This is a genomic window from Streptomyces sp. NPDC031474, assembly GCF_055581185.1.
In genome coordinates this window covers 68,938-94,788 of the sequence record NZ_JBVIJX010000025.1, presented here as the reverse complement: position 1 = coordinate 94,788, position 25,851 = coordinate 68,938, and the positions used below count along the sequence as shown (strand labels likewise).

Below are 25,851 nucleotides of genomic sequence, written 5' to 3'. Positions count from 1 at the left end.
GCCGTGACGGTCATGAATCCTCCCGAGTCTGGGTTTCTTGGTCGTAACCGGGCTCGCAGCCCGTGGCGCTGGGTGTGGGGCGGCATGGTCATGGCCTCGCGTCACGTCCTCGACGTCGCTCCGCCGAGGCGGCTGCTATCGGGCCGATCCTGATGTGGACGATGCCGCTGTCGAGGTCGATCGGCCCGCGGCAGGGGTCGCCCTCGCCCTCGTCGTCGCGCATCCACTCCAGGCGCTGTCGCTCCTCCTGAAAGTGGCGGGCGCTCGGAAGGAAGACCTCTTCGAGGATGTTCACCGCAGGACATTGTCTTGATCGGGCCGGGGTTCCCGACGCCGACCAGACGGATGCTCTGAAGGGATGCACATCATCAAGGCTCCTGGCTGTGGATTCAGAGACAACCGTTGTCGTCTGCGAAGACTTCCATCAGCCCCGGACGCCGATGGGAGGGATGTCCGGGGCCGTAGCGCGGGAGTTGGCGCGTCAGCCGTTGCGGGCGGCCTCTGGGCCGGTGATGCGTTTGAGCAGGGGGAGAGTCGAGGCGATGATGCCCAGCGAGGCAACGAGGCCGAGGGCGACGAGCGCGTAGTACGCCACGCCCGGCGACACCAGGTCGTAGCGCATCTGCGATTTCAGGAACAGGGCGGAGGCGGCGAAGGCCGTACCGATCGAGATCGCGGCCACCGCCAGCAGCGGCAGTGTGCTCTCCAGGCCGATCACCCGCTGCAGCAACCGCAGCGGCGCGCCGGTGAGCCGCAGCAACGCGAACGGGCGTCGGCGATCCGACAGGCCCGCGACGACGCTCACCGCCAGGCTGCAGCCTGCGATCGGCAAGGTGGTCAGCAGCACCACGTTGGCCAGTTGCCGCCAACCGGCCAGCTCCTGCTGCAAGTCGGTGCCCCAGTCGCCCACCGTGCGGGCCTCTTGGTGCGGGTAGGCGATGGTGAGCAGGGTCCGTACGCGTTCCATGGCGGCTGTCGACCCATCGTTGGCCACGTAGATCAGTTGTACGGGCAGCTTGGCGACGGCTGCGGTGCTGATCGCGGCGGCGGGCCATGGCAAGCTCGGGTGCGACTGCAAGCTGACGAACGCGTAGAAGTCGACGGCCGTGACGCTCGCCCCGGCCGGGCAGCGGCCCACCATGGGAGTCTGCGCCAGGTCGGAGCAGGTCACCAGTGCCGGCGCGGCCGGGCCGGGATCACCTGGGTGGACGCGCCGGTTCACCACCTTGCCGACGCCGTCGGGGTTGGCGTGGACGACCGCCACGCCCCGCACGCCCGGGATCGCCCGCACCTCGGTGAGCAGCCGTGTCGGGATGGCCCCGGCCAGCGGCGCCTGACCGTCACCGCCGACCTCCACCACCGTCCGGGTCTGTCGGTCGCCGCCCAGGGTGCCGCGGTAGTCGTTGATGGTGCCGATGATGCTGACTGTCGCGGTGGTCACGAACAGGGCCAGAACGAGGCCGCTGACCGCGCGGAAGCCTGCCTTCGGGTCGTCGGCGAGCCGACGCACCGCAATCAGGGCGGCCGGGCGTCGGGTGCGCCGGGCCACCGCCCGGGCGGCGATCATGGTCAGCCACGGCCCGGCGATCACCAGGCCCAGCATCACCACCAGGAAGCCCGGGAGGTAGGCCGCCGTCTGGCCGTTCCCGGTCGCCGGGCGGCGGCCTGCGAAGACGAAGTACGCCAGTTCGGCCAGGCCCGCCAGCAGCGGGATCAGTCGCCAGGCGCGCGGCGGGCCCGGAGTCACCCGGCGACTCACCCCGAGCGGGGAGATGGTGACCCGGCGCAGCGCGAGGCGCGCCGCGATCGCCGCCGCCATGGGCACGCCGACGACGACGCCGAGGGCCTGCAGGTCGCTGAGCGTCAGATCCGAAAGGAAGAACCGCTGCTGCCCGGTGAGCGGAATGGTGGCGACCAGCGGGCGCAGCGCGGCGTAGAGCCCGAAACCGATCACGGTCCCGACGGCTGCCGCCAGCGCGGACTCGACCGCCGATATCAGCGACACCTGCCGGGGAGTGGCGCCGACCAGCCGCATCGCCGCGTACCGCTGTTCGCGCGTGGCGGCGGACAGCCGGGTCGCGGTGGCGATGAAGATCAGCACCGGGAAGATCAGTGCCCCGGCCACCACGGAGGAGATGAGCGTCATCGCGTCGCCGCGCACGGCGTTGTCCCAGCACCCGTTGTCACAGGTGGCTGGCCGGGTGCTGGCGATGCTGGTGACCGCTCTCGCCCCTGGTGCGCCCTTGATCTGGGCGGGGGTACGGCCGATGACAGCGATCAGCGAGTCCGGAGAAGCCAGGGCGGTGTCGCCGATCGTGCCGGTGAGCCGCCCGGGGAAGCGGTTGCCCAGCTGGTCGGCCGGGGTATCGCGGATCAGCTTGGCCAACGCGGAAGAGGCGTAGTACTCGCCAGGCGCCGGCAGGTGCGTCAGGCCGGGCGGGACGGGCGAGGCCGGGCCGGTCGCGGCGACGTCGACCTCGGTGAGGGACTTGCCGTCGTAGTAGTCGCCGTGCGGCCACCACCACAGCGGGTCCACCGACGCCTGCTCGGTACGGCTGGCGGCGCCGGTGTCGAGCCACACCTGCCGCTGGTTCGTCCGCTCGACGGCGTTCATGCTGGCGAAGGTCGACAGCAGCAGCCCGACACCGATGGCGACCGCGGCGGCAATCATGGCCAGCCGGGCGAGGGCCTCCCGGCCGCCGCTGACCGCGAGGCGGAAGGCGAAGGCGATCACGAGGCGATCCGTCCCGTCGTGAGCAGGCTGGCCTTGCCGTCCCGCACCATGGCCTCCCGGTCGGCGTGCGCGGCGACCCGGGGCTCGTGGGTCACCAGGACGATGGTGGTGCCCTCCTCGTGGGCCGCGTCCACCATCAGGTCCATCACCTGCTCGCCGGTCAGCGAGTCCAGCGCCCCGGTCGGCTCGTCGGCGAACAGCACCTTGGGCCGGGCCACCAGACCGCGGGCCAGCGCCACCCGCTGGGCCTGACCGCCCGACAACTCCCCGGAGCGGCGCCCCTCCAGGCCGTCCAGGCCCAGCCGGGCGAACCAGGGCCGGGCCTCGGCGAGGGCGGCTGCCCGGCGCACGCCCGAGAACAGCAGCGGCAGGGCGACGTTCTCCTCGGCGGTCAACTCGGGGACGAGCTGGCCGAACTGGAAGACGAAGCCGAAGGTGTCGCGGCGCAGGGCGCTGCGCTCGGCCTCGTTCAGGGTGTCGATGCGGCGTCCGTCGAAGTGCACCTCGCCCGAGTCGGGGGTGAGGATGCCGGCCAGACAGTGCAGCAGGGTGGACTTGCCCGAGCCGCTCGGGCCCATCACGGCGAACACCTCGCCGGCCTCGATGGCCAGGCTGGCGCCGCGCAGGGCGGGGGTCTCGCCGAAGGAGAGAGTGAGGTCGCGGGCCTCGATCAGGGCGCTCATGTACGCACCGCCGCTGCCAGCGTGTCCATCCGGGCCGTGGTCAGCTCGATCCATCGCAGGTCGGCCTCCAGGTGGAACAGGCCGTGGTCGGCGAGCAGGGCGTCGATGATCGGGCCGGTGCGGCGCAGCCGGGTCAGTTCGTGCATCCGCTGCAGGTGGGCGGCCCGCTGGGTGTCGAGATACTGCTGGGCGTCGCGACCGAGCATCAGGGCCAGCACGACTTTCGTGAACAGCACGGTCTGCAGATTGGGCTCGGGGGCCACCGGCTCGGTGAGCCAGGTCTCGAACTCCGTCGCCCCCGCCTCGGTGATCACGTAGCGCTTGCGCTCGGGGCCGACCCCGGGCTCCGCCTCGCCGGCGATGACCTTCCCGTCCCGCGCCAACCGGCCAAGGGTTGTGTAGACCTGCCCGTACGGCAGCGGTTTGCCGCGATTGAAGAAGGCGTCGTAGTCGCGCTTGAGGTCGTAGCCGTGGCTCGGCTCCCGCTCCAGCAGCCCCAACAGGGTGAGAGGAACACTCATGCGAGGACCATACACCGCAGATATACTCTGAGTGTATATCTGCTGAGAGTGTGTTCTGCTCCTGAGGAGTGAGCCTGGCGACGATGCCACCCGCCACCCATCCGTCGGTCGAGCAGGGCGCCCTCTGGTGAGAGGTCCGCGAGGGCACATCCAGGGCACATGAGCCTGGGAAACAGCGTTGACCCGCGAGAACTACGGAGAGAAGTTTTCCCAGGTCAACGCACATTCCCTCACGAAGCCCCAGGTCAGCGCCCTCCCACCCCCAATCGCTGCACGAGTGGCAGGACTTCAGCCACCGGTTGCATGAGGCGGGGCATCAGCCGTACTGCCTGGTGTGGCCCTGACCCAGGGGTTCTTGCGAATTGGGCGGGGCTTTCGGGCTCCGCCCTCGTCATGTGCGGGCAGGGGCCGTCAGGCGGCCCCGGCACATTGAGGGCCCATTGGTTTCGGTGGGGGCACTGACGTGCCCTGGGCGGCGGGTGGGTCGCCTGGGGCGACCCGCCGCACCACGCCCGCAGCAGCCTCGGGCGCGGCGGCGCCGATCACCTCTGCGTCCGGCCGCCACGGTCCGACTCGGGCGCCTGGAGTTTGCGGTGTTTGCCGGTGCCGGAGAGAGATCGGCGGCCCCGACGCGGGCGGGCTCGCCAAGACACTGTCCGGTCGCTGAGGCGTGCAGGGCGGTCAGTGGAGGATCTTTTCCTTGGCCTGGCGGAATTCCTCGTCCGAGATGTCGCCCCTGGCGCGGACTTCGGAGAGCTTGGCGAGTTCGTCCGCCTCACTGGGGCGGCCGGCGGTCTCGCGGATGTAGGCGTCCGTGGCCTGCTTCCGTGCCTGGGCGTGCCGCTGTTCGCGCTTGCCCATGTCCTTGCCCCGGGCGACGACGTAGACGAAGACTCCGAGGAAGGGGAGCACGATCGCGAAGACGAGCCAGCCGGTCTTGCCCCATCCGCTCAGGCTGTCGTCGCGGAAGATGTCCGCGACGACCCGGAAGAGCAGGGTGAATCAGAGGATCCACAGGAAGATCCACATGACGGTCCAGAAGGCCCCGAGGACCGGGTAGTCGTAGGCGAGGTTCAGATTGCCAGCCATTGTTTTCTCCCGTCGCTGTCCCCCGTCGGTGTCCCGGCTGTGGTCGTGGGCCCGGTCGCACCGCCCGGTGGGGTGACGCGACCGGTTTTCCCGAGCGCTACTCCTCGTGGCGCAGTTCCAGTCCGAAGGCCTCGCCGATGTTGCGCGCGGCGGACACGACGCGGGCGCTTCCGACCACCGGCGCCACCGCCACCAGCGTGCCCTGGATCTTCTCCAGCGGTACGCCGAGATCGTCCGCGGTGCTGATGTTGAGCAGGTAGGAGGCGGGGGCGGCATCCATGGCGACCAGCGCGGCGATGCGCACCAACAAGTACGACTCGGGGTCCAGACCGGAGCGCTCGAACGTGTCGAGCGTCATCTGGACGATTGTTTCGAACACCGGGGCGTCCGCCTGTGCGAGGGCGCCGACGCCGCCTGCTCCTGCCATGTCCTCAGCCATCTCGTGGCTCCTTCCGACGGTGCTGTGTCGGTCTCGACCACCAGCAAAGCCCGATTCGGGTCGGCCGGGATCACCCGGGACAGGTGATCCCGGCCGACCGCCGGTCTCCTCACCTCTTCACCTCACGGATGCCGACGACCCGGCCTCGCGCGTCGATGCCCTGACCCGGGCGGAGGAGTGTCAGGTCGTCGGCCCAGCGCCTCTGCACGGCCACGACAGCACACGCGGGCCGCTCCTGGACCGGTCCGCGGCCGCTCCAGGAGCGGGTTCACGCGGCGGGAACGATCACGCTGCGGGAGGGGTTCTCCCGGGCCCCGCCGTGCTCGACGTCGCCGTCGGTCGGCAGGCTCAGCCCCGGCCCGCTGTCTGTGTGCGGCGGCCGGTGCGGGGTGCGCGGGGGGCGGTGGCCGTGGAGTGCGGGCCGTGGGGGTGTGCGGTGGCGGGGCGGAGCCGGATGCGGGCGTCGAGGCCGGTGCCGGGGGCGGGGTGGAGGGTGATGGCGCCGCCGGAGGCGTCGACGAGGTGGCGGACGATGGGCAGGCCCAGTCCGGTGCCGTCGTGGTGGGAGTCGGAGGCGCGCCAGAAGCGGTCGAAGGCCCGCTCCCGGTCGGTCTCGCTCATACCGGGCCCCTGGTCGACGATGTGGAGCTCGCCGCCCGGGCCACGGTGGAGGGTGATGGTGGTGCTGGGCGGCGAGACGCGCAGGGCGTTGGCGACCAGGTTGTCGATGATCTGTTCCAGCGCCCCGGGGATCGCCCACACCCGTCCGGCGGGCGGACCGGTGACGTCGATGGCGACGTACTGCTCGGCGGCCAGCGGCTCCCACATCGCGACCCGGTCGGCGAGCGCGGCGTCCAGGTCGACGGGTTCGGGGGTGGTGGCGGTGTTCTCCAGACGGGCCAGGGCGAGCAGTCCCTGCACCATGCGGCCGAGGCGTTCCACCTCCCCGACGGCTTCTTCCAGGCTGCCGTGGGCGCGCGGGTCCAGGTAGGGCTCGAAGTTCTCCAGGCGCAGCCGCAGCGCGGTCAGCGGGGTCTTCAGCTGGTGGGAGGCTTCGGAGGCGAACGCCTGCTGGCCCTTGAGGAGTTGTTGCAGCCGGGTGGCGGTGCGGGTGAAGGAGGCGGCCAGGCTGCGCAGTTCGGGCGGGCCGGTGGTGGCGTCGGGCGGGTGGGCGAGGTGGCCGTCCGCGAGCTGGGTGGTCGCCGCCTCCAGGGTGCGCAGGGGGCGGGTGATCCAGCGGGCCATGCTGAACGCGACCAGCGCGACGGCCGCAAGCACGCAGGCGCCGGCGAGCGCGAGGGCGCCCCAGATGCGGTGGACGCGGGCGGTGACCTGGTCCATCGGGTAGGTCAGGCGCAGGGCGCCGCGGACGGTGGTGCCCGAGGAACCCGGCATGGTGGCCGACAGGACGTCAGCGCCGGCGCTGTCGGTCGCGGTGGTGACGGTGGACCGGTTGGTCAGGGCGCGGGCGATGTCCGGCTGGCCGGCGAGGCTGATGCCGGTACGGCCGGCCGGGTCGGAGTCGGCGAGGACGATGCCCTGCTTGTCGGTGACGACGACACGGCCGCCGGTGCGGGCGGCGTGCTCGCCGACCACGCCGGGCAGTTCGTCGAGCTGGCCCTTCTCGATGTCCTCCTCGGTGACCTCGGCGAGCATGGCGGCGTCGCGCTCGACGTTCTGCGAGGCACGGGCGGTCTCGCCGCGGGCGTAGACGTAACCGAGCGGGATCTCCAGGCCGGCCAGCACGAGCAGGGCCAGGACGAGGTAGCTCAGCAGCAGCCGGCGGGTCATCCGGACCCCTCGGAGGCGCTGTGGTCACCGGGGACGGTCAGGCGGAAGCCGACCCCGCGGGCGGTGGTGATCCAGCCCGGGTCGCCGAGCTTGCGGCGCAGGGCGGCGACGTGGGCGTCGAGGGTCTTGGTGGGGCCGAAGAAGTGCGGGTCCCACACGGCGTCCATGATCTGCTGCCGGGAGTGGACCGTCCCGGGATCGTCGGCGAGGAAGGCCAGCAGGTCGAACTCTCTGGGCGTCAGGGCGATGTGCTGTCCCGCGAGGTGGATCTCACGGGTGCGGCGGTTGACGGCCAGCGGCCCCAACACCTGGGCCCCGGAGGCCGGTTGGTGTGCCTCCAGTGCGTCCAAGGGCCCGGTCGGCGCGTACGCCGGGGCTCCCGCGCGGCGGGTGACGGCGCGGATGCGGGCGATCAACTCCCGTACGCCGAAGGGCTTGGCGAGGTAGTCGTCGGCGCCGAGTTCGAGGCCCACGATGCGGTCGGCCTCCTCGCCCCGCGCGGTGATCATGATGATGGGGACGGCGGAGCGGGCGCGCAGGCTGCGGCAGACGTCCAGGCCGTCCATGTCGGGCAGGCCGAGATCCAGCAGCACCAGGTCCGGCGCGGCGTCGGCAAGCCCGGCCGCGCCGGTGCGGACGTGGTCCACGGTGAACCCGTAGCGTCCCAGGCCCTCGGTGAGGGGGCCGGCGATTCGGTCGTCGTCTTCGATGAGCAGCAGCCGCATGGCGCCAGGCTCGCACAGCTGCGCCTGAGCAGTCGGAGAGTTCACGGGAAGCCGCCTGGGGCGAGGGAGACGTACGGGACGACAGTGGGCGAGCGGGAGCCGTCCGGCCGAAGGGTGCGGGAGTCGTCGGCCGGACGGCGATGGCGGGGACGTCGCGCGACGCCGGCCGGGGAGTGGGCCGCCGGCGTGGGCGGGACGTCCGGGGGCGGCGGCCGCGGCAGGGGCGGTGGCCGTCAGCTCGCGTCCCCGGCCTCCTCGGTGCCCTCCTTCTTGGTGTCGGTGACCTTGAAGGACGTGTCGAGGTACACCTCGATCGAGGTGCCGTCCGCCTGCTTCACCTCCACCGCGTACATGCCGGGCTTCTCTGCGTCCTCCTCGGACTTCAGGACGGTGCCCGGGTACGCGGCCAGTGCGGCGGCCTCGGCCTTCTGCTTGATGTCACCGGTCAGCGGCGGCTCCTTCTTGTCGTCGGTGTCACCGCCGGCTTCACCGGCCGCCTGGGCGCCACCCGCGCTCTGGGCCGACTGCTGGGTGTCCGCGGCACTGGAGGCGTCGGAGCCGGAGTCGGAACCGCCGCAGGCGACGAGGGCGAACATCAGCACGGCGGCGGGAGCGGCCAGCACGGCACGACGAGGCAGAGCACGCATCGGGGTGTCTCCAAACACTGGGGAATCACTTGCGGGTTCAGAGGCCTGTGAACCGGACCTCCGGGGGATGACAAGGACCCTAGGAACCCGCGGTCGAGAGACAGCCCAGCAGACGGAGAGCGGGAGACCAGCAGATTGCCAATCTTCCGCCACACCACACCACACCACACCCCACCGACCCGGCTCGCTCAGGGGCGGGGCGTCGTCCACGGTGGCGAGAGCGAAGACGGCCTGGCCCCGGCCGTCGAGGCCCTCCTCGCAGCGAAGTAGGCGCCGGCGGGCAGGCGTCGGCGGGCTCACCTGGCAAGTTCGGCCGGTGCGTCCAGCCGCGTCAGCTTCCGCGGGTTCCTCATCAGGAAGACGCGGGTGACCCGGCCGCTCTCCACCACGAGACTCACCGCGGTCGGCTCGCCGTCGACCTCGAACCGGCCCGCGGGCGCGCCGTTGAGCCACACGGTCGTCGTCTCGAACGCGGCCGTCACCCGATCGGCGCGCGCGAGCACCGCCGCCACCGTCGCGGCCCCGTGGATCGGGGTCAGAGCGGCGGCCGCGAACCCGCCGCCGTCGGCGACCAGCACCACGTCCGGCGCCATGATCTCCAGCAGCTCCTGCACCTGCCCGGTGCGCAGGGAGGCCAGGAACCGTTCCACCACGGCCTGTTGCTCGGCCCGGCTCACCCGCATCCGGGGCCGCCGAGCCGCCACATGGTCGCGGGCACGCCGCGCGATCTGCCGCACCGCGGCCGCGGACTTCCCGACGGCCGCGGCGATCTCGCCGTACGACAGGTCGAAGACCTCACGGAGCACGAACACCGCCCGCTCCGTCGGCCCGAGCGTTTCGAGCACGGTCAGCAGCGCGATCGAGACGCTCTCCGCGAGTTCGACGTCCTCGGCGACGTCAGGGCTGGTCAACAGGGGTTCCGGCAGCCACTCGCCGACGTAGTCCTCGCGGCTGCGCGCCACCGTCCGCAGCCGGTTGAGCGCCTGCCGGGTGACGATCCGCACGAGGTACGCCCGCGGGTCCAGCACCCGCGCGCGGTCGACGTCGGCCCACCGCAGCCAGGACTCCTGCAGCACGTCCTCCGCGTCGGCCACCGAACCGAGCATCTCGTAGGCGACCGTGAACAGCAGACGGCGATGGACGACGAAAGGGTCCTCGCCGGTCATACCGCCGACGCCCCGCCCGGCGTCACGGCAGAGCGCGTGGCCAGCGGGATCTCGCACGCGGCGGAGAAGCCCTGCGACGTCACCCCGTTCGCCACGTTGGCCCTGGTCGCCAGGTTGACGTAGGCGACGAACGCGGTGAGCTCGACCATCGCCGCCGCGCCGAGCCGCTCCAGCAGGCTCGCGTGCTGTTCGTCGGTGACGGTCGGCGGCGTGTTCGTCATGGCCTCGGCGTACGCCATCACGTCCCGTTCCAGCGGCGTGAACACCTCCGACTCCCGCCAGCGCGGCACCTGGCTCGCCTTGGCCAGGTCCAGGTTCTCGTTCTGCGCCTGGAAGTAGCCGACGTCGAGGCACCAGCTGCAGCCGACCTGTGTCGCGACGGCCATGTGCGCGAACGACTTGAGGCTCGCGTCGGCCGCGCTCCATGCGCCCACCCTGCCCCCGAACTGCAAGCTGTCCTGCGCGACTTGGGGGCTGTGCCACAACACCTCGACGTTCTCGGGCACGGCACCGAGCTGCTTGATCATGTTTTCCTCAAGCTCGACGGGGAGCTCGGCCTTCGGGACGCGGAGCGCCATGGTGTCCTCCTCGGTTGTGGGTCTGTCCGACATGAAGACACCGGCGGCCCCTCGAATGTGACGACCACTCTTCTGTGACGACCACTCTTCCTGCCCCCGAAGAAGCGACACGCAGGCGCCGCGATCCCGCGGGGCGCGGACCGAGCGGGCGAGCGGGCGGATAATCTCGTGCCCGAAATGAGCGTGAAAGCAAGGAAATCGCCTTTCGAGTCGACGAGCCCAGGAGGACCCCATCGCCGGGACGAAGCCGGACGCGCCCGCCACGCCCGCGTCAGGAAGCCAGCCGCCGGAAGCCGACCTGCTGCGGACCATGCTGCGGCGGCCCGAATACCGCAAGGCCCTGGTCTTCTGCGGTCTGATCGGTGTTCCGGTGGCGCTGATCGCCTTCTGGTTCCTCGTGACGCTCAACCGGTTGGAGCGGCTGTTCTGGACGGAGTGGCCCAAGGACCTGGGCTGGAACCAGGCGCCGTGGTGGTGGGGGTTCCCGCTGCTGCTGGTGGCCGGCGTGGTCGTCGGGCTGGTCGTCGCGCGGTTTCCCGGGCGGGGCGGACACCTCCCCGCGGCCGGTCTGCACTCGGGCGGGGTCACGAAGGAGGCGCTGCCCGGGGTGCTCGTCGCGGCCCTGGTCGGACTGCCGCTCGGCGTCGTGCTCGGTCCCGAGGCACCGCTGATCGCCCTGGGCGGCGGTCTGGCCCTGCTCTTCGCGAGCTTCGTACGAGCGCCGCACACGGAGGCGAGCACGGCGTTGCTCGGCGCGGCCGGCGCCGCCGCGGCCATCTCGGCGCTCTTCGGGAACCCGCTGGTGGGCGCGGTCCTCCTGATGGAGGTGGCCGGGGTGGGCGGGCCGCAGCTGTTCGCGGTGATGCTGCCCGTGCTGCTGTCCAGCGGGGTCGGCGACCTGGTCTTCACCGGGTTCGTGCACTGGACCGGTCTGCAGACCGGGAGTCTGGACATCGGGCTGCCCAAGCCGCCGCCGCTCGACTGGGCGGACGTCCTGTGGGTCCTGCTGATCGCGCCCGCGCTCGCTTTCCTGATCCACTGGATCTTCGTGGTCGGCAGATACACGGCCCGCTTCGTGACGTCCTGGACGGTACGGAACACCACCCTGTGCGCGCTCGGCGTAGCGGGCTGCACCGCCCTCTACGCCGTTGCCACGGGCCGCACCCCCGCCGAGGTCGCGCTGTCCGGGGAGAGCACGCTGGCGAAGCTGGCGCAGGACGCGCACGCCTGGTCCGTGGGCGCGCTCGTCGCGGTGCTGGCGTTCAAGGGGCTCGCCTACGCGCTCTGTCTGGGCAGCCTGCGCGGCGGTCCCGTGTTCCCCTCGCTGTTCCTGGGCGGGGCGGCCGGGGCCCTGCTGGCGCCGCTGCCGGGCTTGGGTCTGGTGCCGGCGATGGCGGCCGGGATGGCGGCGTCCGTGACGGCGGCCCTGCGGCTGCCCGTCAGCAGCGCGGTGCTGGTCGTCCTGCTGCTGGGCAACGTGGACACGGTGGCGCTCGTGGTGCTGGCGGCGGTGATGTCCTTCGCCCTGACCCAGTTGCTGCCACAGCGCCCGGCCGTCCCCGCGTTCAGCGGGCCGCCAACCGGTCGAGCGCCTCGTCGAGGTAGGTAGTTCACGCCGCTTCGGCGGGGACGCGGCCCGCCGCGATGGCGTCGAGGAGAGCCTGGTGGTCCTTCTCGTTCTGGTCCGCGTACAACTCGGCGAAGGTCGCCAGCGCGCGGTCGAAGACATCGGCGCGGCCCAGGTAGGCGGCGATGGCGATACGGTCGCCCGACCGGGCGTGGGCGCGGGCCAGCGTGGCGCCGCACAGCTGCCCGAACAGGGCCATCCGCTTGGGCGACATGTTCTCGGCGACAGCGATGCCCTTCCAGTCCCTGAGCTGACGGACATAGAAGTCCCGGCGGCGTCCGTCGATGCCCGTGGCGCGCTCCCAGCCGAGGAAGATGTCGCTGGTGGCCTGCATCAGCCGCTGTCCGGCGACGACCCGCTCGCCCTGGGTGCGAAATCCGCTGGCGCCGACGTAGGGCGCGAGCACCGACTCGTCGGCCTCCTTCGCCTGGAGGAACAGCGGGTCCTGGTCGTCCTTGCCGAGCAGCAGGATGATCCAGCAGCGGGTTCCGACGCTGCCCACGCCGACGACCTTGCGGGCGATGTCGGCGACGCGGTAGCTCTCCAGCAGGAACCGACGGTCGGTCTGGAGGGACTGGCCGTACCGCTCGACGAGCCTGCTGATCTCCGTCTCAAGCGCGTGGCCCTCGGTCTTCGGCAGCAGGTTCTCAAGGCGGATCAGGAGCGGCGGGTCGTTGGCGATGATGCGCTTGCCGTCGACCGCACGGGTGAGCTTGTCGAAGACCTGGAGCGTGTCGTGCGCGTGCGCCTTCTCCCGGGTCTGCGCCCAGCGTTCGCGGGTCTTGGCGTCGAGGTCCACGTCGAACTGCTGCTGAAGTTCGTCCGCCTCGAAGCGGGTGTACCAGACGTCGAGATTGCCCTGGTCCGCGAACTCCCGCATCCGTTCGCGGTACCACCGTACGGCGGCCCGCACCACGGACGCCCGTTCCTTGGAGCTGAACCCGTTGGCGCGGCCTGCGATGACCAGGCTGGCCGCGAGCCGCTTGACGTCCCACTCCCACGGGCCGGGCAGGGTCTCGTCGAAGTCGTTGATGTCGAACATCAGCCGGCGTTCCGGGGAGGCCAGCAGCCGGAAGTTCAGCATGTGCGCATCACCGCAGCATTGGACCCTGATGCCGGTGCGGGGCGTCTCGGCGAGGTCCGCGGCCATGATGGCGGCGGCTCCCCGGTAGAAGCGGAACGGTGACTCGCTCATCCGCCCGTAGCGGATCGGGACGAGTTCCTGGACCCGCTTCGCCGACTGCGCGTCGATGATGTCCACCGGGTCGGTGCGCTTCGGCGGCGGCGTGAACTCGGCGTGCGCGGACCGGGGTACGGCGGCCCGGGCGACCCTGCCGCGCTCGGCGCGCTCCTTCGGGGTGCGGTGGCGCAGTTCGTGGCCGGTGGGGTTGTTGTCACTCATTGCAGACGCTCCACGATGTGGTCGCCGACGCGCAGGGCGTCGGGGTGATGACGACGTCGTAGTGCCGCGCCTCGGACATGCCTGGCCGTCCTGTCGGATCGTCCTGCTGGATCGTCCTGTCGGAGGAAGTTGTCGACCGCTATCCGTCTTCCAACGTATCGCCGGTGGAGGGGCGCGGCGACTCGGGTCCGCCCAGTCGCCGGGCCACCGCGGGTTCGCGGGCGATCACCGCGCCGGCGGTGATGCAGAGGGTCACGACCGCGCACAGCGCGATGAGCCACGACAGCAGGGTGAAGACGGCGCCCAGCGAGCCGTACTTGTCGAGGCTGTGGTTGAGGGCCCGCGGTACGTACAGGTGCGCGAGCGAGGTGAGGACGCTCAGGGCCGCGCCCGCCAGGAGCGCGCCCGGCAACAGCGCCGACCACGGCACGCGGGCGGTGAGCAGCAGGTGCTGCGTCCACCACCACATGAGGGTCTCGGCGACCAGCAGCAGCGGCAGGCCCAGCCACAGCCCGAGGCCGAAGCCGCTTCGCAGGGCGCCCTGCACAAAGATCATGACCAGCCAGGCGGCAAGCCATGCGATCCAGCGCCAGGCGGCCATCCGCGCGCCCGTCTTCGGCAGGCTCCAGGCGCGCTCGCAGAGCCGCTGCATGGCACGGCTGCACGCGGTGGCGGAGATCAGCACCATCAGCCCGCCGACGACACCGGTGCTCTGACGCAGTTCGGAGGTGTCGCCCGTCAGGACCTGCTCCAGCTGGGCCTTCGCGCTTCCGGTCAGTCCGAAGGCGTCGGTCACGGAGGTGACGAGCCGGTCGCGCAGCGCCTGCGGGGCGATGGACGCCACCACGAAGAGCAGCGGTACGACGGTGAGGAATGTCTGGGCGGCCAGGCGGGTCGCGGAGTCCAGCACGTTCACCGAGATCAGATGCTCCATGAGATGGGTGATCACCGGAAACCGTGTCTCGGCCCGGACCCGCAGTCCGGCCGCCCGGGCCCCGACCGCCGCGCCCCGCGCCCGCCACCGCTCCCGGCGGGACCGGGGCGCCGGGCGGTCCTGTGGGGGCTGCCCAGCAGGTTGCATGCTGCCAGCGTGCCCCGGACCACGCCCTCCCGGCCTGCGGCGGGAAGGCTACGGGGGCCGAACGGGTGAGAACGGCAGGGCTGAACGAGGAGCATGTTCGCGTACTGGTCGTCGCCGGGCCGTGCCGGTGTCACGCCGGACCGGTGTCCAGGAACTCGCGCAGCGCGAAGGCGACCAGCACGATCACCGCCGTCCAGAGCACCACCGCCATGGTCGGATAGCTCCATGTGAACAGGACGACCGCGGCCACGGCCAGGATCGCCGCCCCGATCCACCCCTTGAAGCGGTGCACGAACCCGCCCACCGCGCCCAGGCGCAGCCCCGCCGAGGTCGCCACCTCGCGCCCCGCTCCGATGCCCTTGGTGCAGAAGTGCCGGGTGAACACGGCGGGCCGGGAGGGGCCGACAAAGAACGCGCCGAGGGCCGTGACCAAGGCCAGCGCCCCGATCGCCCGGATGCTGGAGCGCAGAAAGCGCACCAGCGCGTCGTAGACGGAGCCCGCGGCGTCCGAGTTCGTCCCCGGTGGCAGGTGGTCCAGATACACGGCGCGGAACACGGCGAGCACCACGCCCAGGAGCACCATGGCGAGGAACACCCCGATCGCGGCCCCGATCAGCGCCCGCCGCCGGTGGGTGGCCAGGAACACGCCCCCGGCGGCGATCAGCACCGCGATGATCGGCAGCCAGTTGCCGATGATCTGGAGCACCCTCAGATACGACTTGATCTTGCCGATGTCCTTGCCCTCGACGACGACGAAGTTCGTGTGCACCTCGGGGATCTTCGCCGCCACCGCGAGTCCCCTGTCGACGAGCCGCTCCTTCACCTGCGCCACGATGGGCCCGACGTCGATGGCGACCTGGTTGTTCTTCACCTGCACCGCGCCGCCGCCCGAGCCGGTCAGCGCCTTGTCGACGGCGCTGTGGGCGCGGCGGTTGGCGTTCGTCCAGGCCGTCTCGAAGGCGGAACTGGAGACGACCTTCATCACGGTGCTGCTCACCAGTTCCTTCAGGCCGCTGTCGATGGGGCCGCTCAGGTTCTTGATGAGGCCCGCGGCCTTCGGCGGCACGCCCTTCTCCGACGCGGCCCGGCTCAGCTCCGCGACCAGGGCGTCCACGTCGATCTGCTGGAGTACGACGTTGGTGACGCGGGTGGTGACGGCCTGCTGGACGTCGGGGTCGGAGGCCAGCGGCGCCACGGTGGCGACGTAGCGGTCGGTGTCGCGGATGATGCTGTTCGCCCAGACCGCGACCACGGCGAGCAGGGCCAGCAGCGACGCCAGGATGATCAGCACGGCCGATCCCAGCGCCCGCAGCCGGTGTTTCGGCTCGTGCCGGGCGCGCTCCAACTCGCCGAGTCGGCGATGCAGTTCGTCCAGCTCCCGGTCCTGCTGGGCGAGCCGGCGTTCCTCGGCGGAGCCCCCGGAGGGGCCCTCGGGCCGTGGCGGGGGCGTATCGCTGCCAGTCATGCCTTCGAGGAGATCGCCGAAGGGGCGGTCCGGCGAGCCGGGAGCATCCGGTCAGGTGAACGCGCACCGGGTGCGACGGCCCATACCGGGTGATGCAATGGCAGTCAGGGGGCCGCCGCACGAGCACCAGAGGTGAGACCGTGAGCGAGCAGAGCGAGCGACTCGAAGAGATGGGACCCGTCGACTACGTGGTGGTGGAGTTCCCCGGCAACCGGATGACGGGCGAGGGCTTCCCGCTGCTGGTCGATCTGGTGGACCGCGGCCTCATCCGGATCCTGGACCTGATGTTCATCAGGAAGGAGGAGGACGGCTCGGTGACCGCCCTGGAGATCGCTGATCTCACCGGTGACGGCAAGCTCGACCTCGCCGTCTTCGAAGGCGCCCATTCCGGGCTGCTCGGCCAGGACGACCTGGAGGAGGCCGCCGCGGCCGTCGAGCCGGGCAACTCCGCCGGGCTTCTGATCTACGAGAACGTGTGGGCCGCGCCTTTCGCGGCCGCCCTGCGGCGCGGCGGCGCCGAGCTGGTCGCCTCCGGACGGCTGCCCGTGCAGGCGATCCTCGCCTCGCTGGAAGCGGCCGAGGCCGCCTCCTGAGGTGACGGCCGGGCGGCCTCCTGAGGTGACGGCCGCGCGCTCAGCCGCCTCCGCCGACGACGGAGTAGCTCAGCCACGGGGCCTGGCCCGGCGTGTACTCCACGGACATCTGCGTCCCGAGATAGAAGCTCTCTCCGCCGACCCGGCCGCTCTGGTCGTCGCCGGCTTCGGTCAGCACGCAGTGCGCGTTGGCGTAGAGCCGGATGTCGTCGACCGTGTAGTTCCACACGTTGTGGGCGCCGCCCGGCAGGAGGTGGCAGCCCTCGTCGGGCGGGCTCTGGAGCTTCACCACCCGCTTGGCCGCGGTGGTGTACTCGATCGTCCCCAGGGCGGACTGCTCTGTACAGCCCGCGACGGCGAGCAGGAGAGCGACGGCTCCGGCCCGGCGGCCGGCCCGGCTACGACAGATCATGGCGACGAGTCCTCGTCTGTGCGGGAAGTCAGCGGGTTCAGCGGGTTCAGCGGGATCAGCGGGAAAACTGAGGCCTCTTCCATCCAGCCTGCCGTGACCTGCGACCCCCGGCACCCGGGGCAGGACCGGTCGGCTGAATCCCTCCCGGGAGACGTCCGCCTCGTGCGCGTACGCGCGGACGCCGAAGCCCTCGACGGCGCCCACCCGGCCGAGGGCGACGGCGGCTGTCCCTTCGGAGGAATCGCGGCCGCCCTCGCGCGGTGGTCCAATGGAATTACCTACGGACGAGAGGGGATGGGCCATGCCAGGTCTTCTTCGCGGAGTCGCCCGCACCGCGGTCGTCGCGGGTACGGCGACCGCCGTCTCCAACCGTGTGTCGCGCCGTCAGCAGGGGCGCTGGGCGGCCCAGGAGGGTTACCGGGAACCCCAGCAGCAGGCCTCCGAGCAGCCGCAGCAGGCCGCGCCGCCGCAGGCCGACGACATGAACAGCAAGCTCGACCAGCTCAAGGAGCTCGGCGAGCTCAAGAAGCAAGGGGTGCTCACCGAGGCCGAGTTCGCGGAACAGAAGCGCAGGCTGCTCGGCTGAGCCGGGCCGGGCTCCGCCGCCCGGACAACTGCCCAGGAGCAGGCCGTGGTTGGCCGACCTCGAAGGCATGCCAGGATGATGATCCGACAGTCACTCATCACGGTTCATCCGGCGGCAGGACACGAAGTCCAGGACGGAGCCAGGCAGATGGCCTCTCCCCTCAGCGGCGACGGCGGCGACAGCAGCGGCGACGCCGTCTCCCTGAAGATCGACACGAGCAAGCCCCACCCGGCCCGGATGTACGACTACTTCCTCGGCGGCAAGGACAACTACGAGGTCGACCAGGAAGCCGCCGAGCAGTTCATCAAGGCGGCGCCGGAGGTCCGGCTCGCCGTCCGGGCGAACCGGACTTTCATGCACCGCGCCGTGCGGCATGTCGTCGCCGAGGGCGGTATCCGGCAGATCCTCGACATCGGCACGGGCCTGCCGACCGAGCCCAACGTGCACCAGATCGCGCGCGCCATCGCCCCCGAGACCCGCGTGGCCTACGTCGACAACGACCCGATCGTCAGCGCCCATTCACGGACCCTGCTGGACGACGACGACCACACCTCCGTCGTCCTGGGCGACCTGCGCGACCCCCGGGCCATCCTCGACCACCCCGACGTGCGCAGGGTCATCGACTTCGACGAGCCGGTGGCGCTGCTGCTGGTGGCCATCCTGCACTTCATCACCGAGGAGGAGGACCCGGACGCCATCGTCGCCGCCTTCCTCGACGCACTGCCGGCCGGCTCCTACCTCATCCTGTCCCACGCGACGGTCGACATCCACGACAACGACCGCGAGGACGCGGTGAAGGTCTACAACAACGCCACGGCCACCATGAACCCCCGCGACCACGGCCGCGTCCTGGAGTTCTTCGGCGGCCTCACCCTCACCGACCCGGGTCTGGTCCTGGTCCCGCACTGGCGCCCCGACGAGCCCCCGCAGCAGGACGCCCCGCCGATCGGCATCTACGGCGGAGTCGCCCGCAAGGACGGCTGAGGTCCGGCGGACGGGTCACCGCAGCGGCATCGTGTCCAGGAGCTCGTGGGCCAGGCGCCGCGCGGGGGCCGTGGTCTGGTCCGCGACCTTGCGGAAGGTCTCCTGGGCGGGCCGGGCCGGCCAGTCCGGGGGCAGATGGCGGCCCGGGAGGCGGGGGTCCGTGCGGATCGTCCAGAGCCATTCGCTGACCAGCCGCAGCCGGGCCCCGATCGGATCGTCGCCGGGCCCGGCGTTCAGATGGGCCGTCCAGCGCTTGTCGAAGGAGACGTAGCGCGCGGCGACGCTCTCCAGGTCCCAGGTCTCGCGGATCATGAGGCCGATGTCGGTGGCCGCGTCGGCCGACGCGTGGAAGATCTTGACGTGCGCGGTCAGACCGAGTTCGGCGACGACGGCGGCCACGTCCACCCTCCCCGGCGCGATCCACAACCCGCTGTACAGCGCGCCGAACCCCGACCAGACGAGCCGGGAGCGCAGGTCGTGGCGTTCGCGCTGACGGGACTCCGGGAGGGAGAAGCCCAGCAGCGTCCAGTCGCCGTCCCAGTCGTCGTTGACCGCGCCGTTGCGCCAGATACGGACCCGGCCGTCCTGCAGAACGCGCGTCGCCTGCTCGGTCAGGCCGAAGTACATCCTGCGGCCCTCCCGCTGCCGCCGCAGCAGACCCCGGCCGACCATACGGGTCAGCGTGGAGCGTACGGCCTGCTCACCGACGCCGACGCGACCGAGGACGTCGATGATGCTGCCCGAGTAGACGCACAGCTCGCCTTCCTCCAGGACGTGGTTGCCGAAGAAGGCCAGCATGAGCGACTGCGGCCGCAACTGCGGGGCGCCGTCGATGCTGTCCGTGTCCGAGATGTCGTCGTCCTCCACGGGGGAAAGGGTACGACCGCCCGTCGGCGGGTGCGGTGGGCGGTCGTACGGCATCACTGGTGGCAGGCGGGGTGGGCGGGGTGAGCGAGCGGCAGGGCGGCCGGTGAGGGGGTGGGGGTGCGGGCGGGCGTCGTCATGCGGAGATCTCCTGGGTGTGGGGGACCTCGGAATCCTCGGCGGCGCCTGTGAGGGACTCCCGGCTGGTCTCCCGGACGAACAGGACGGTCACGGCGGTGATCGCCGCGCCGCCGCACAGCAGCAGGGCGACGGGGGTGCTGTTGCCGCTGCCCGCCACCAGGCTTCCGGCGATCATCGGGGAGAAGCCGGCGCCGATGAGGGTGGCGCCCTGGTAGCCGAGGGAGGCGCCGGTGTAGCGGACCTTGGTGCCGAACATCTCGGTGAGCAGGGCGCCCAGCGGGCCGTACATCGTGGACTGGGCGATGCCGTGGCCGAGGACGACGGCGAGGATCAGCAGTCCCGGCGACTTCGAGTCGACCAGTGCCATCACCGGGAAGGCGAGCGCGGCCGAGGCGAGGGCGCCGACGAGGACGACCGGGCGGCGGCCGACGCGGTCGGAGAGCGTGGAGGCGCAGGGCAGCACGACGAGGGCGACGGAGGCGGACACCGTGAGCGCGGTGAGCACCTGCGGGCGGGCGTAGCCGATGCCCGTGGCGTACGCGATCAGATAGCTGGTCAGCAGCGACTGGGCGGTGAACGCGCCGATGCCGACGCAGCAGGCCAGCAGGACGGGGCGGGGGCGGCGCAGCACGTCGAGGATCGGCAGCCGTGACTCGGCGCGCTCCTTCTTCACCTCGGCGAACAGCGGGCTCTCGACGACCTTCAGACGGACGAAGAGCCCGACACCCAGCAGCACCACGCTCAGCAGGAACGGCACCCGCCATCCCCAGGCCGCGAACTCGTCCTTGGGGAGGGTGACGACGAGTGTGACGACGGCGGTGGAGAGCAGGGAGCCGAGCGGGGCACCCATCTGGGTGAAGCTGGACCACAGTCCGCGACGCCGCTCTCCCGCGTGCTCGACGACCATCAGGGTCGCGCCGCCCCACTCGCCGCCGATGGCGACGCCCTGCACGACGCGCAGGGCGATCAGCAGCACCGGCGCCCACACGCCGATCGTGTCGTAGGTGGGCAGCAGGCCGACGAGGAAGCTCGCGCCGCCCATCAGACCCATGGTGAGCAGCAGCATCGACTTGCGGCCGAGCCGGTCGCCGAAGTGCCCGAAGAGAATGCCGCCGAGCGGACGGGCGACATAGCCGGCGGCGAAGGTACCGAACGCGGCGATGGTGCCGACGGCCGGGTCCGCGCCGGGGAAGAACAGCTCGCCGAAGACGAGGGCGGCGACGGTTCCGTAGACGAGGAAGTCGTAGAACTCCACGGCGGTGCCGAGCAGCCCCGAGGCGGCGACGACGCGCAACTGCCGGGTGCGTTCGGCGTTCGTGGACGGGGACGGGGGCGGGGAGGAGGACGGGGACGGTGATGCGATGGGGGACGGGGACATCGCGGTCTCCCTTGAGCGGGGGAAGGACACCGCGAAGTTAGGCTCTCACCTGACTGTCGTCAATAAAGTGCACAACATTTGCTCGGTCGGGTGGCGGGATGACAGGTTTCGCCCCGGTCTTCTCGGGCCGTTGAGTACAGTTCCGACCTCAGCAGCCGAAGGTGACGGTGCGTGGCGAAGAACCCGGGGGTGGCGGTGGGCCGTGAGCTGGACGCGGGGCAGGCGGGAACGGGAAAGGGCTCCGACGAGCTCGCCGTGCTGGACCAGATACCCGACGGACCGCGCCGCGCACTGGTCGCGCAGCTGCGCGCGCTGCGGGAGGCGTCCGGCCTGACCGTCCCGGAGCTGGTGCAACGGCTCGAACAGCGGGGCGTCGCCCTCACCGCCTCGCGGTTGTCGGACTTCCTCAGCGGCCACGAAGTGCCCAGCCGCGCACAGGTCACGGCATTGCACCGGGTGTGCGAGGCCGCCGCCGGGACCGCGCGCGACCCGGAGGCGGTCCAGGAGACCCGCCGCCTGCTGTACGCCGCGCTCGACGCCGAGCGCACCACGAAGCCGTTACGGGCACGGGAGTTCGACCTGGAGGAACTGCGGGAGCAACTGGAACGGGTCCGGGTGCGGACCGCCACCGAACTCGGCGTGCTGCGCGACGAGCTGGAGCGGGAACGGGCCCTGCGCCGGCAGGCCGAGGACCAGCTGACCGTGCTGATCGCGGCCGCCGACGACCACGCCCGGGAGATCGGTGAGACCACCGCCGAGCGGGATGTGGCCCGGGGGCGGATCGCCGAGCTGGAGGACCAGATCCGCCAGCACGAGGCGCTGTTGCGCCTGCACGAGAAGGAGGCCCGGCACCTGCGGGCCATGGCGCAGGAGACCGCGCAGGAGATCGCGCGCTACGACAGCCCGGTCCTGAAGACACCCTCCCCGGAGACGACGGCGAACGCGACGGACGCCTCGAACGCGCCGAACGCGCCGAACGCGCGGGGCGGGGTGGAAGTACAGGAAGGGGCGGAAGGCACGAGGAGGGGTACAGAGGGGGGTGCGAAGGGGGGTGCGGAGGGTGCGGCCCCGTCGACGTCGGCGGAGGTGAGGGTCGACGTCCTGAAGGTCGTCGCGGCGGTGGAACGACTGCGCGACGAGGACCGCGACCACGAGGCGGACCAGGTGCTGAGCGACATCTGCGAGGCGGAGCCCGACCTGCTGCCCGTGCTCTGGCAGGCGTTTCGCGCGGGCCATCGACGCCTCGACGCCGAACGGCTGCTCGTCGAGGCGGCACAGTGCTGCAACGGGATCACGCTCTACCGCCTGTGGCGCACGAGAACGTTCCTCGGGACCCGGCACGTGGGCCTGTTCCCCCTGCACACCGACCACCTGATGACCGCCATCGGCAACCATGCACCCCTCGACGTACTGGAGCGGTTCATCAAGGCGTGCCGGGAGCGCGACGATCAGCAGGGGCTGCGGCTGCTGGCCCTGAACTGCACCCCGCTCCCGGTCGGCGAAGTGCTGAAACTCCGTGAGGTCGGCCTGCCGACACGGCCGTTCCTCTTCTGGCCCTGGCAGGCCCTGCTGAAGGCGGTCGCACGGGCCACCGCCTTCAGCAGAACACGGTGACTCAGGCGACGAGCGCGGTGGGGCCGGCGAGCGCGGCGGGTTCGGCCGCCTCCTCCTCCAGCAGGTCCACCAGCGTGGCCCGCGCCCGCGCCACGCGCGAGCGGACCGTGCCGACCGGACAGTCGCTCACCCGGGCCGCCTCCGCGTAGGGCAGGCCGGCCAGTTGCGTGAGGACGAACGCCTCCCGCCGCTCGGCCGGGAGCGAGGCCAGCAGGTCCAGCAGGACGACGCCGTCGTCGAAGCCGGGCAGGTCGCGCCGCTGGGCGCGCTCCGCGGCGAGCTGCCAGTCCGGTACGTCGGACAGCCGGGGCCGGGCGGCGGCGTACCGGTAGCTGTCGACCACCGCCCGCCGGGCGATGGACAGCAGCCAGGACCGCGCCGAGGAACGGCCCTCGAACCGGTGCAGGCTGCCAAGGGCGCGCAGGAAGGTGTCCTGCGCGAGGTCGTCGACCGCCTGGGGATCGGCGCACAGATGGGCGACGTAGCGCACGACGTCGCGGTGCAGAGCACGGACGAATCGCTCGACCGCGTCCGCGTCACCGGCCCGGGCGGCGAGCGCCCACGCGGTTATCGACTCGTCGAGCGCAGCCTGGGAAATCTGGGGCGCCTGGGGTGCCTTTTGGGCAGACGTGATCACCTGGTGTCCTTCTCGGATCATCCATGAGGGCAAAAGGGCATGGGGCATGAGGGCATGAAGGAGAGACGGCCCGAGGCGCGGGTGAGCAGCCTCGGGTCGGATCGCCTGCTGTCGTCCTGGCGGCCCGGCGGCCTGGCGGCCCGGCGCTTCTGACGCTTGTCGTCAGCTCAGCTCAGTTCAGGTCAGACGGCGACAGCGGCCCTCAGGGGCGGGCCCCTCGTGGTGATCGCATGGGTGAGAAGGAGAAGCCGCGGCGCCCGATCCGAGCGGCGGCGGCTGATCCGGACGCGCGGACGGTCCGGGACGGCGGGCAGAGCGAGCAGCAGTCGCAGCGGCGCGGCCAGCCATCCGGCGACCGCACGCAGAATCCGGAACGCGGCCTTCTCGCCGTAGGCCAGCCACAGCCCGCACAGCAGCGCGGCGAGGAGGTGGGCGGCGAGCATCCCGAACGAGGATGAGCCACCGTCACCGGCGCCCTGCCCCAAGTGGCCCACGTGATCCATGTGATCCATGTGATCCATGTGATCCATGTGATCCATGTGATCCATGCGGCTCATGTCCATGGAGGCCATGGGGCCCATGGAGTCCATCGGATCCATGGAGCCCATGCGCATCGAGCCCATGCCCATGGCCGCCGGGCCGGCAGCCGTCGGCTCCGAGCCGGTCAGCGAGAACGCCGAGTGCAGAGCCGTCTGCGCGGCGACTACGACCGTCACGATCAACGGCAGTCCGCGCTCCCTGCCCGCGAGGGACCAGCCCGCGATCCCGGTGACGGCCGCTCCCAGGGCCAGCGCCCACGCGGGCACTTCGGACCCGGACATCATCACGTGGCCCAGGGCGGCGAGCAGCACGCAGACGGCCGCGAACAGCGCGGCCCGTAACGTGCGAGAACACCACCCAGCAGTCATGGCGCCTCATCCTCGCATCCGGACACCGGTCGTCGTACGGGGCTACGGATTTCCCCCCACCACCACACTCAACCCCCGACCTGTGATCCACGCCACAAGCCGACTCGCCGCGCCCCCCATCTACCCCTTCGCGCCCCTCATCTGACCCCCACGGTCCGCATCACCGTCAGCGCCAGTGCCCGGGACGTCTCCACCACCTCCCGGAGGGACACGTGCTCGCGGGCGCTGTGCGCGACACCGATGTCCCCCGGCCCGAACTGCAGCGACGGGATCCCGGCCGCGGCGTAGAGCCGTAGGTCGCTCCCGTAGGTGGCGCCGCGTTCCCGGGGGCGCGGGTCGCCACTCGCGTCGGCGTGGGCGTCCGCGACCACGTCCCGCAGCGGATGCCCCGCCGCCAGCCGGCCGCTCGCGAACTGACCGCCCGGCCAGGTCACGGACGCCGGATGTGCGCGCAGCCAGTCGTCCTGTGCGCACGCCTCGGCCACGCACCGCTCCAGCGCCGCCCGGGCCGCGGCCGGATCCTCCCCGAGCCGCACCCCCAACCTGCCCTCCGCGACGAGCAGATCGGGCACGCTGCTCGCCCAGTCGCCCGCGCGTACGGTGCCGACCGACAGGGCGTAGGGGATCGGGTACTCGGCGAGCAGCGGATCCGGGTCCCGGTTGCGCTCGGCCTCGAGCCGGGCCAGCGCCCGGTGCAGCGGCAGGTAGGCGTCGATCGCGCTGACCCCGGCCTCCCGGGAACTGGCGTGGGCGGCCTTGCCGGGGACGGTGATCCGGAAGGTCAGCGCGCCGGCGTTGGCGGTGATCACCGTCCCCGACGTCGGCTCGGCGATGACGCACGCGTCGCCGCCGTACCCACGCCGCAAGGTGCCGAAGGCGCCGACGCCGCCGTCCTCCTCGCCGACGACGAAGTGGACGGCGACCCGCCCGCGCAGCCGCACCCCGGCCGCCCGGATCGCGGCCAGCGCGCCCAGGTGCGCCGCGAGTCCGGCCTTCATGTCGCAGGCGCCCCGCCCGTGCACGAGATCCCCGGTGACCCGCGGCACGAACGGGTCACCGTCCCAGGCGGACCGGTCTCCCGGCGGGACGACGTCCACATGGCCCTGGAGGATCAACGTCGGCCCCTCACCGCCGCCGCCGACGCCGCCGTCCGCCGTGTGCGCCACCAGCCCCCATGCCTCCTCGCGCGGCGCCTCCGTGCCGGGGAAGTCGGGGTGGGCGCGCAGGGCGGGCAGATCCATGGACCACAGGTCGACGTCGAGCCCGAGCCGATCCAACCGTCCGGCGAGGTGATGCTGGAGATCGGACTCGGCGGCGCTCCCGGTGACGCTGGGTATCGCGATCAGGTCGAGCAACGTGCGCCCGACGGTCTCCTCGTCCACCGCGGCCAGCACGGCCGCCTCCCGGTCACCGAACACGCCCCACTCCCCTCCATCGCCGACGGGCCTCTCCCGCCACACCGGCCACTATCGCCGCACCGGCGATACTCGCCCACACCCACCACAGCTACCGCCCCGCCACCCCCGCCGTGCCGCCGCACCCGACACTGCTCCCGCTCCAGCCGCACCCGCCACGCCGCCACCACTGCCGCACCGCCACCGCCGCCACACCCGACACCGCTCCCGCACTGCCCCTGCTGCCGCACCTGCCGCACCCGCCGCACCTGACACTGCTCCCGCTCCAGCCGCACTCGCCACACCCGCCACCACCGCCGCGCCGGTACCGCCGCCACACCCGACACCGCTCCCGCACTGCCCCTGCTCCCGCACCCGCCACGCTGCCGCCC

At 71.7% G+C, this 25,851-nt stretch carries 24 protein-coding genes and 2 pseudogenes; 6 read left to right on the top strand and 20 right to left on the bottom strand.

Annotation, left to right across the window (positions count from 1 at the left end):
* Positions 1–88: 88 nt before the first annotated feature.
* The 11 genes and pseudogenes from ACZ5SK_RS40785 to ACZ5SK_RS40735 form a co-directional block, all read right to left on the bottom strand.
* Positions 89–295 (bottom strand): DUF6191 domain-containing protein, encoded by a 207-nt coding sequence (locus ACZ5SK_RS40785; protein ID WP_361708259.1) that lies wholly within the window; start codon positions 293–295, stop codon positions 89–91.
* A gap of 186 nt (positions 296–481) precedes the next feature.
* Positions 482–2,734, bottom strand: a complete 2,253-nt coding sequence (locus ACZ5SK_RS40780; protein ID WP_361708256.1) for an ABC transporter permease — start codon at positions 2,732–2,734, stop codon at positions 482–484.
* On the bottom strand, positions 2,731–3,417 hold the full coding sequence (locus tag ACZ5SK_RS40775) for an ABC transporter ATP-binding protein (protein ID WP_361708253.1): 687 nt from the start codon (positions 3,415–3,417) through the stop codon (positions 2,731–2,733). Before ACZ5SK_RS40775 ends, ACZ5SK_RS40780 begins: the two co-directional genes overlap by 4 nt.
* Positions 3,414–3,938, bottom strand: a complete 525-nt coding sequence (locus ACZ5SK_RS40770) for a PadR family transcriptional regulator (protein ID WP_361708250.1) — start codon at positions 3,936–3,938, stop codon at positions 3,414–3,416. The genes ACZ5SK_RS40775 and ACZ5SK_RS40770 overlap by 4 nt, the downstream gene beginning before the upstream one ends.
* Before the next feature lie 681 nt (positions 3,939–4,619).
* Positions 4,620–5,027 (bottom strand): annotated as a pseudogene (locus ACZ5SK_RS40765) (SHOCT domain-containing protein).
* 97 nt (positions 5,028–5,124) lie between these two features.
* Positions 5,125–5,466 (bottom strand): carboxymuconolactone decarboxylase family protein, encoded by a 342-nt coding sequence (locus ACZ5SK_RS40760; protein ID WP_334577963.1) that lies wholly within the window; start codon positions 5,464–5,466, stop codon positions 5,125–5,127.
* A 348-nt stretch (positions 5,467–5,814) separates the two neighbouring features.
* Entirely contained in the window at positions 5,815–7,257 is a 1,443-nt protein-coding gene (locus ACZ5SK_RS40755) for a sensor histidine kinase (protein ID WP_334577964.1), read from the bottom strand.
* Positions 7,254–7,982 carry a response regulator transcription factor gene (locus tag ACZ5SK_RS40750; protein WP_334581220.1) on the bottom strand — a complete coding sequence of 243 codons (729 nt, stop codon included), beginning with the start codon at positions 7,980–7,982 and terminating at the stop codon, positions 7,254–7,256. The genes ACZ5SK_RS40755 and ACZ5SK_RS40750 overlap by 4 nt, the downstream gene beginning before the upstream one ends.
* 233 nt (positions 7,983–8,215) lie before the next feature.
* Positions 8,216–8,629, bottom strand: coding sequence for a peptidase (locus ACZ5SK_RS40745; RefSeq protein ID WP_334577965.1), 414 nt, complete (start codon positions 8,627–8,629; stop codon positions 8,216–8,218).
* A gap of 296 nt (positions 8,630–8,925) precedes the next feature.
* Complete coding sequence (locus ACZ5SK_RS40740) at positions 8,926–9,795, bottom strand: RNA polymerase sigma-70 factor (RefSeq protein WP_334577966.1); 870 nt, start codon at positions 9,793–9,795, stop codon at positions 8,926–8,928.
* Positions 9,792–10,373 (bottom strand): carboxymuconolactone decarboxylase family protein, encoded by a 582-nt coding sequence (locus tag ACZ5SK_RS40735; RefSeq protein ID WP_334577967.1) that lies wholly within the window; start codon positions 10,371–10,373, stop codon positions 9,792–9,794. The genes ACZ5SK_RS40740 and ACZ5SK_RS40735 overlap by 4 nt, the downstream gene beginning before the upstream one ends.
* A gap of 310 nt (positions 10,374–10,683) precedes the next feature.
* On the opposite strand from ACZ5SK_RS40735, the gene ACZ5SK_RS40730 reads away from it, so the two are divergent.
* Entirely contained in the window at positions 10,684–11,982 is a 1,299-nt protein-coding gene (locus tag ACZ5SK_RS40730) for a chloride channel protein (RefSeq protein WP_468577437.1), read from the top strand.
* 1 nt (position 11,983) lies between these two features.
* On the opposite strand, the gene ACZ5SK_RS40725 is transcribed toward ACZ5SK_RS40730, so the two are convergent.
* The 3 genes from ACZ5SK_RS40725 to ACZ5SK_RS40715 form a co-directional block, all read right to left on the bottom strand.
* Positions 11,984–13,402 (bottom strand): DUF2252 domain-containing protein, encoded by a 1,419-nt coding sequence (locus ACZ5SK_RS40725; protein ID WP_334577969.1) that lies wholly within the window; start codon positions 13,400–13,402, stop codon positions 11,984–11,986.
* Positions 13,403–13,541: 139 nt separating this feature from the next.
* Entirely contained in the window at positions 13,542–14,483 is a 942-nt protein-coding gene (locus tag ACZ5SK_RS40720) for a YhjD/YihY/BrkB family envelope integrity protein (RefSeq protein ID WP_334577970.1), read from the bottom strand.
* A gap of 130 nt (positions 14,484–14,613) precedes the next feature.
* The gene (locus tag ACZ5SK_RS40715) at positions 14,614–15,948 is read right to left on the bottom strand and encodes a hypothetical protein (RefSeq protein ID WP_361708240.1); all 1,335 of its coding nucleotides are present in this window, start codon (positions 15,946–15,948) and stop codon (positions 14,614–14,616) included.
* A 170-nt stretch (positions 15,949–16,118) separates the two neighbouring features.
* Here ACZ5SK_RS40715 and ACZ5SK_RS40710 point away from each other — a divergent pair, with 170 nt between their 5' ends.
* The gene (locus ACZ5SK_RS40710; RefSeq protein WP_334581221.1) at positions 16,119–16,541 is read left to right on the top strand and encodes a DUF6325 family protein; all 423 of its coding nucleotides are present in this window, start codon (positions 16,119–16,121) and stop codon (positions 16,539–16,541) included.
* Between the two features lie 40 nt (positions 16,542–16,581).
* On the opposite strand, the gene ACZ5SK_RS40705 is transcribed toward ACZ5SK_RS40710, so the two are convergent.
* A complete protein-coding gene (locus tag ACZ5SK_RS40705; RefSeq protein ID WP_334577973.1) occupies positions 16,582–16,953 on the bottom strand; it encodes a hypothetical protein in 372 nt (123 codons plus the stop codon).
* 301 nt (positions 16,954–17,254) lie between these two features.
* Here ACZ5SK_RS40705 and ACZ5SK_RS40700 point away from each other — a divergent pair, with 301 nt between their 5' ends.
* Positions 17,255–17,539, top strand: coding sequence for an SHOCT domain-containing protein (locus ACZ5SK_RS40700; protein ID WP_334577975.1), 285 nt, complete (start codon positions 17,255–17,257; stop codon positions 17,537–17,539).
* Positions 17,540–17,686: 147 nt separating this feature from the next.
* Positions 17,687–18,523: an SAM-dependent methyltransferase gene (locus tag ACZ5SK_RS40695; RefSeq protein ID WP_457494715.1), complete on the top strand. Its 837-nt coding sequence runs from the start codon at positions 17,687–17,689 to the stop codon at positions 18,521–18,523.
* Positions 18,524–18,538: 15 nt separating this feature from the next.
* Here the strand turns inward: ACZ5SK_RS40695 and ACZ5SK_RS40690 are convergent, their stop codons facing one another.
* Positions 18,539–19,390, bottom strand: a complete 852-nt coding sequence (locus tag ACZ5SK_RS40690; protein ID WP_334577977.1) for a PaaX family transcriptional regulator — start codon at positions 19,388–19,390, stop codon at positions 18,539–18,541.
* A gap of 133 nt (positions 19,391–19,523) precedes the next feature.
* Entirely contained in the window at positions 19,524–20,906 is a 1,383-nt protein-coding gene (locus ACZ5SK_RS40685) for an MFS transporter (protein WP_468577434.1), read from the bottom strand.
* A 171-nt stretch (positions 20,907–21,077) separates the two neighbouring features.
* Between ACZ5SK_RS40685 and ACZ5SK_RS40680 the strand changes: the two genes are divergently transcribed.
* Positions 21,078–22,520 (top strand): helix-turn-helix domain-containing protein, encoded by a 1,443-nt coding sequence (locus tag ACZ5SK_RS40680; RefSeq protein ID WP_468577432.1) that lies wholly within the window; start codon positions 21,078–21,080, stop codon positions 22,518–22,520.
* Between the two features lies 1 nt (position 22,521).
* Here ACZ5SK_RS40680 and ACZ5SK_RS40675 read toward each other — a convergent pair whose 3' ends face one another.
* The 3 genes from ACZ5SK_RS40675 to ACZ5SK_RS40665 all read right to left on the bottom strand — a co-directional run bounded on the left by ACZ5SK_RS40675 (position 22,522) and on the right by ACZ5SK_RS40665 (position 25,483).
* Positions 22,522–23,157 carry a sigma-70 family RNA polymerase sigma factor gene (locus ACZ5SK_RS40675; RefSeq protein WP_334577981.1) on the bottom strand — a complete coding sequence of 212 codons (636 nt, stop codon included), beginning with the start codon at positions 23,155–23,157 and terminating at the stop codon, positions 22,522–22,524.
* Between the two features lie 182 nt (positions 23,158–23,339).
* Positions 23,340–24,065 (bottom strand): hypothetical protein, encoded by a 726-nt coding sequence (locus ACZ5SK_RS40670; RefSeq protein ID WP_468577430.1) that lies wholly within the window; start codon positions 24,063–24,065, stop codon positions 23,340–23,342.
* A 137-nt stretch (positions 24,066–24,202) separates the two neighbouring features.
* Entirely contained in the window at positions 24,203–25,483 is a 1,281-nt protein-coding gene (locus tag ACZ5SK_RS40665; protein WP_334577983.1) for an ArgE/DapE family deacylase, read from the bottom strand.
* A 110-nt stretch (positions 25,484–25,593) separates the two neighbouring features.
* On the opposite strand from ACZ5SK_RS40665, the pseudogene ACZ5SK_RS40660 reads away from it, so the two are divergent.
* A pseudogene (locus tag ACZ5SK_RS40660) lies at positions 25,594–25,851 on the top strand (hypothetical protein); the annotation flags it as partial.

Bases quoted from the DNA above. Each gene is read 5' to 3' on its own strand.
- ACZ5SK_RS40775 (WP_361708253.1), bottom strand. From the start codon at position 3,417: ATGAGCGCCCTGATCGAGGCCCGCGACCTCACTCTCTCCTTCGGCGAG.
- ACZ5SK_RS40770 (WP_361708250.1), bottom strand. From the start codon at position 3,938: ATGAGTGTTCCTCTCACCCTGTTGGGGCTGCTGGAGCGGGAGCCGAGC.
- ACZ5SK_RS40760 (WP_334577963.1), bottom strand. From the start codon at position 5,466: ATGGCTGAGGACATGGCAGGAGCAGGCGGCGTCGGCGCCCTCGCACAG.
- ACZ5SK_RS40755 (WP_334577964.1), bottom strand. From the start codon at position 7,257: ATGACCCGCCGGCTGCTGCTGAGCTACCTCGTCCTGGCCCTGCTCGTG.
- ACZ5SK_RS40750 (WP_334581220.1), bottom strand. From the start codon at position 7,982: ATGCGGCTGCTGCTCATCGAAGACGACGACCGAATCGCCGGCCCCCTC.
- ACZ5SK_RS40745 (WP_334577965.1), bottom strand. From the start codon at position 8,629: ATGCGTGCTCTGCCTCGTCGTGCCGTGCTGGCCGCTCCCGCCGCCGTG.
- ACZ5SK_RS40740 (WP_334577966.1), bottom strand. From the start codon at position 9,795: ATGACCGGCGAGGACCCTTTCGTCGTCCATCGCCGTCTGCTGTTCACG.
- ACZ5SK_RS40735 (WP_334577967.1), bottom strand. From the start codon at position 10,373: ATGGCGCTCCGCGTCCCGAAGGCCGAGCTCCCCGTCGAGCTTGAGGAA.
- ACZ5SK_RS40730 (WP_468577437.1), top strand. From the start codon at position 10,684: ATGCTGCGGCGGCCCGAATACCGCAAGGCCCTGGTCTTCTGCGGTCTG.
- ACZ5SK_RS40725 (WP_334577969.1), bottom strand. From the start codon at position 13,402: ATGAGTGACAACAACCCCACCGGCCACGAACTGCGCCACCGCACCCCG.
- ACZ5SK_RS40720 (WP_334577970.1), bottom strand. From the start codon at position 14,483: ATGCAACCTGCTGGGCAGCCCCCACAGGACCGCCCGGCGCCCCGGTCC.
- ACZ5SK_RS40715 (WP_361708240.1), bottom strand. From the start codon at position 15,948: ATGACTGGCAGCGATACGCCCCCGCCACGGCCCGAGGGCCCCTCCGGG.
- ACZ5SK_RS40710 (WP_334581221.1), top strand. From the start codon at position 16,119: ATGGGACCCGTCGACTACGTGGTGGTGGAGTTCCCCGGCAACCGGATG.
- ACZ5SK_RS40705 (WP_334577973.1), bottom strand. From the start codon at position 16,953: ATGATCTGTCGTAGCCGGGCCGGCCGCCGGGCCGGAGCCGTCGCTCTC.
- ACZ5SK_RS40700 (WP_334577975.1), top strand. From the start codon at position 17,255: ATGCCAGGTCTTCTTCGCGGAGTCGCCCGCACCGCGGTCGTCGCGGGT.
- ACZ5SK_RS40695 (WP_457494715.1), top strand. From the start codon at position 17,687: ATGGCCTCTCCCCTCAGCGGCGACGGCGGCGACAGCAGCGGCGACGCC.
- ACZ5SK_RS40685 (WP_468577434.1), bottom strand. From the start codon at position 20,906: ATGTCCCCGTCCCCCATCGCATCACCGTCCCCGTCCTCCTCCCCGCCC.
- ACZ5SK_RS40670 (WP_468577430.1), bottom strand. From the start codon at position 24,065: ATGACTGCTGGGTGGTGTTCTCGCACGTTACGGGCCGCGCTGTTCGCG.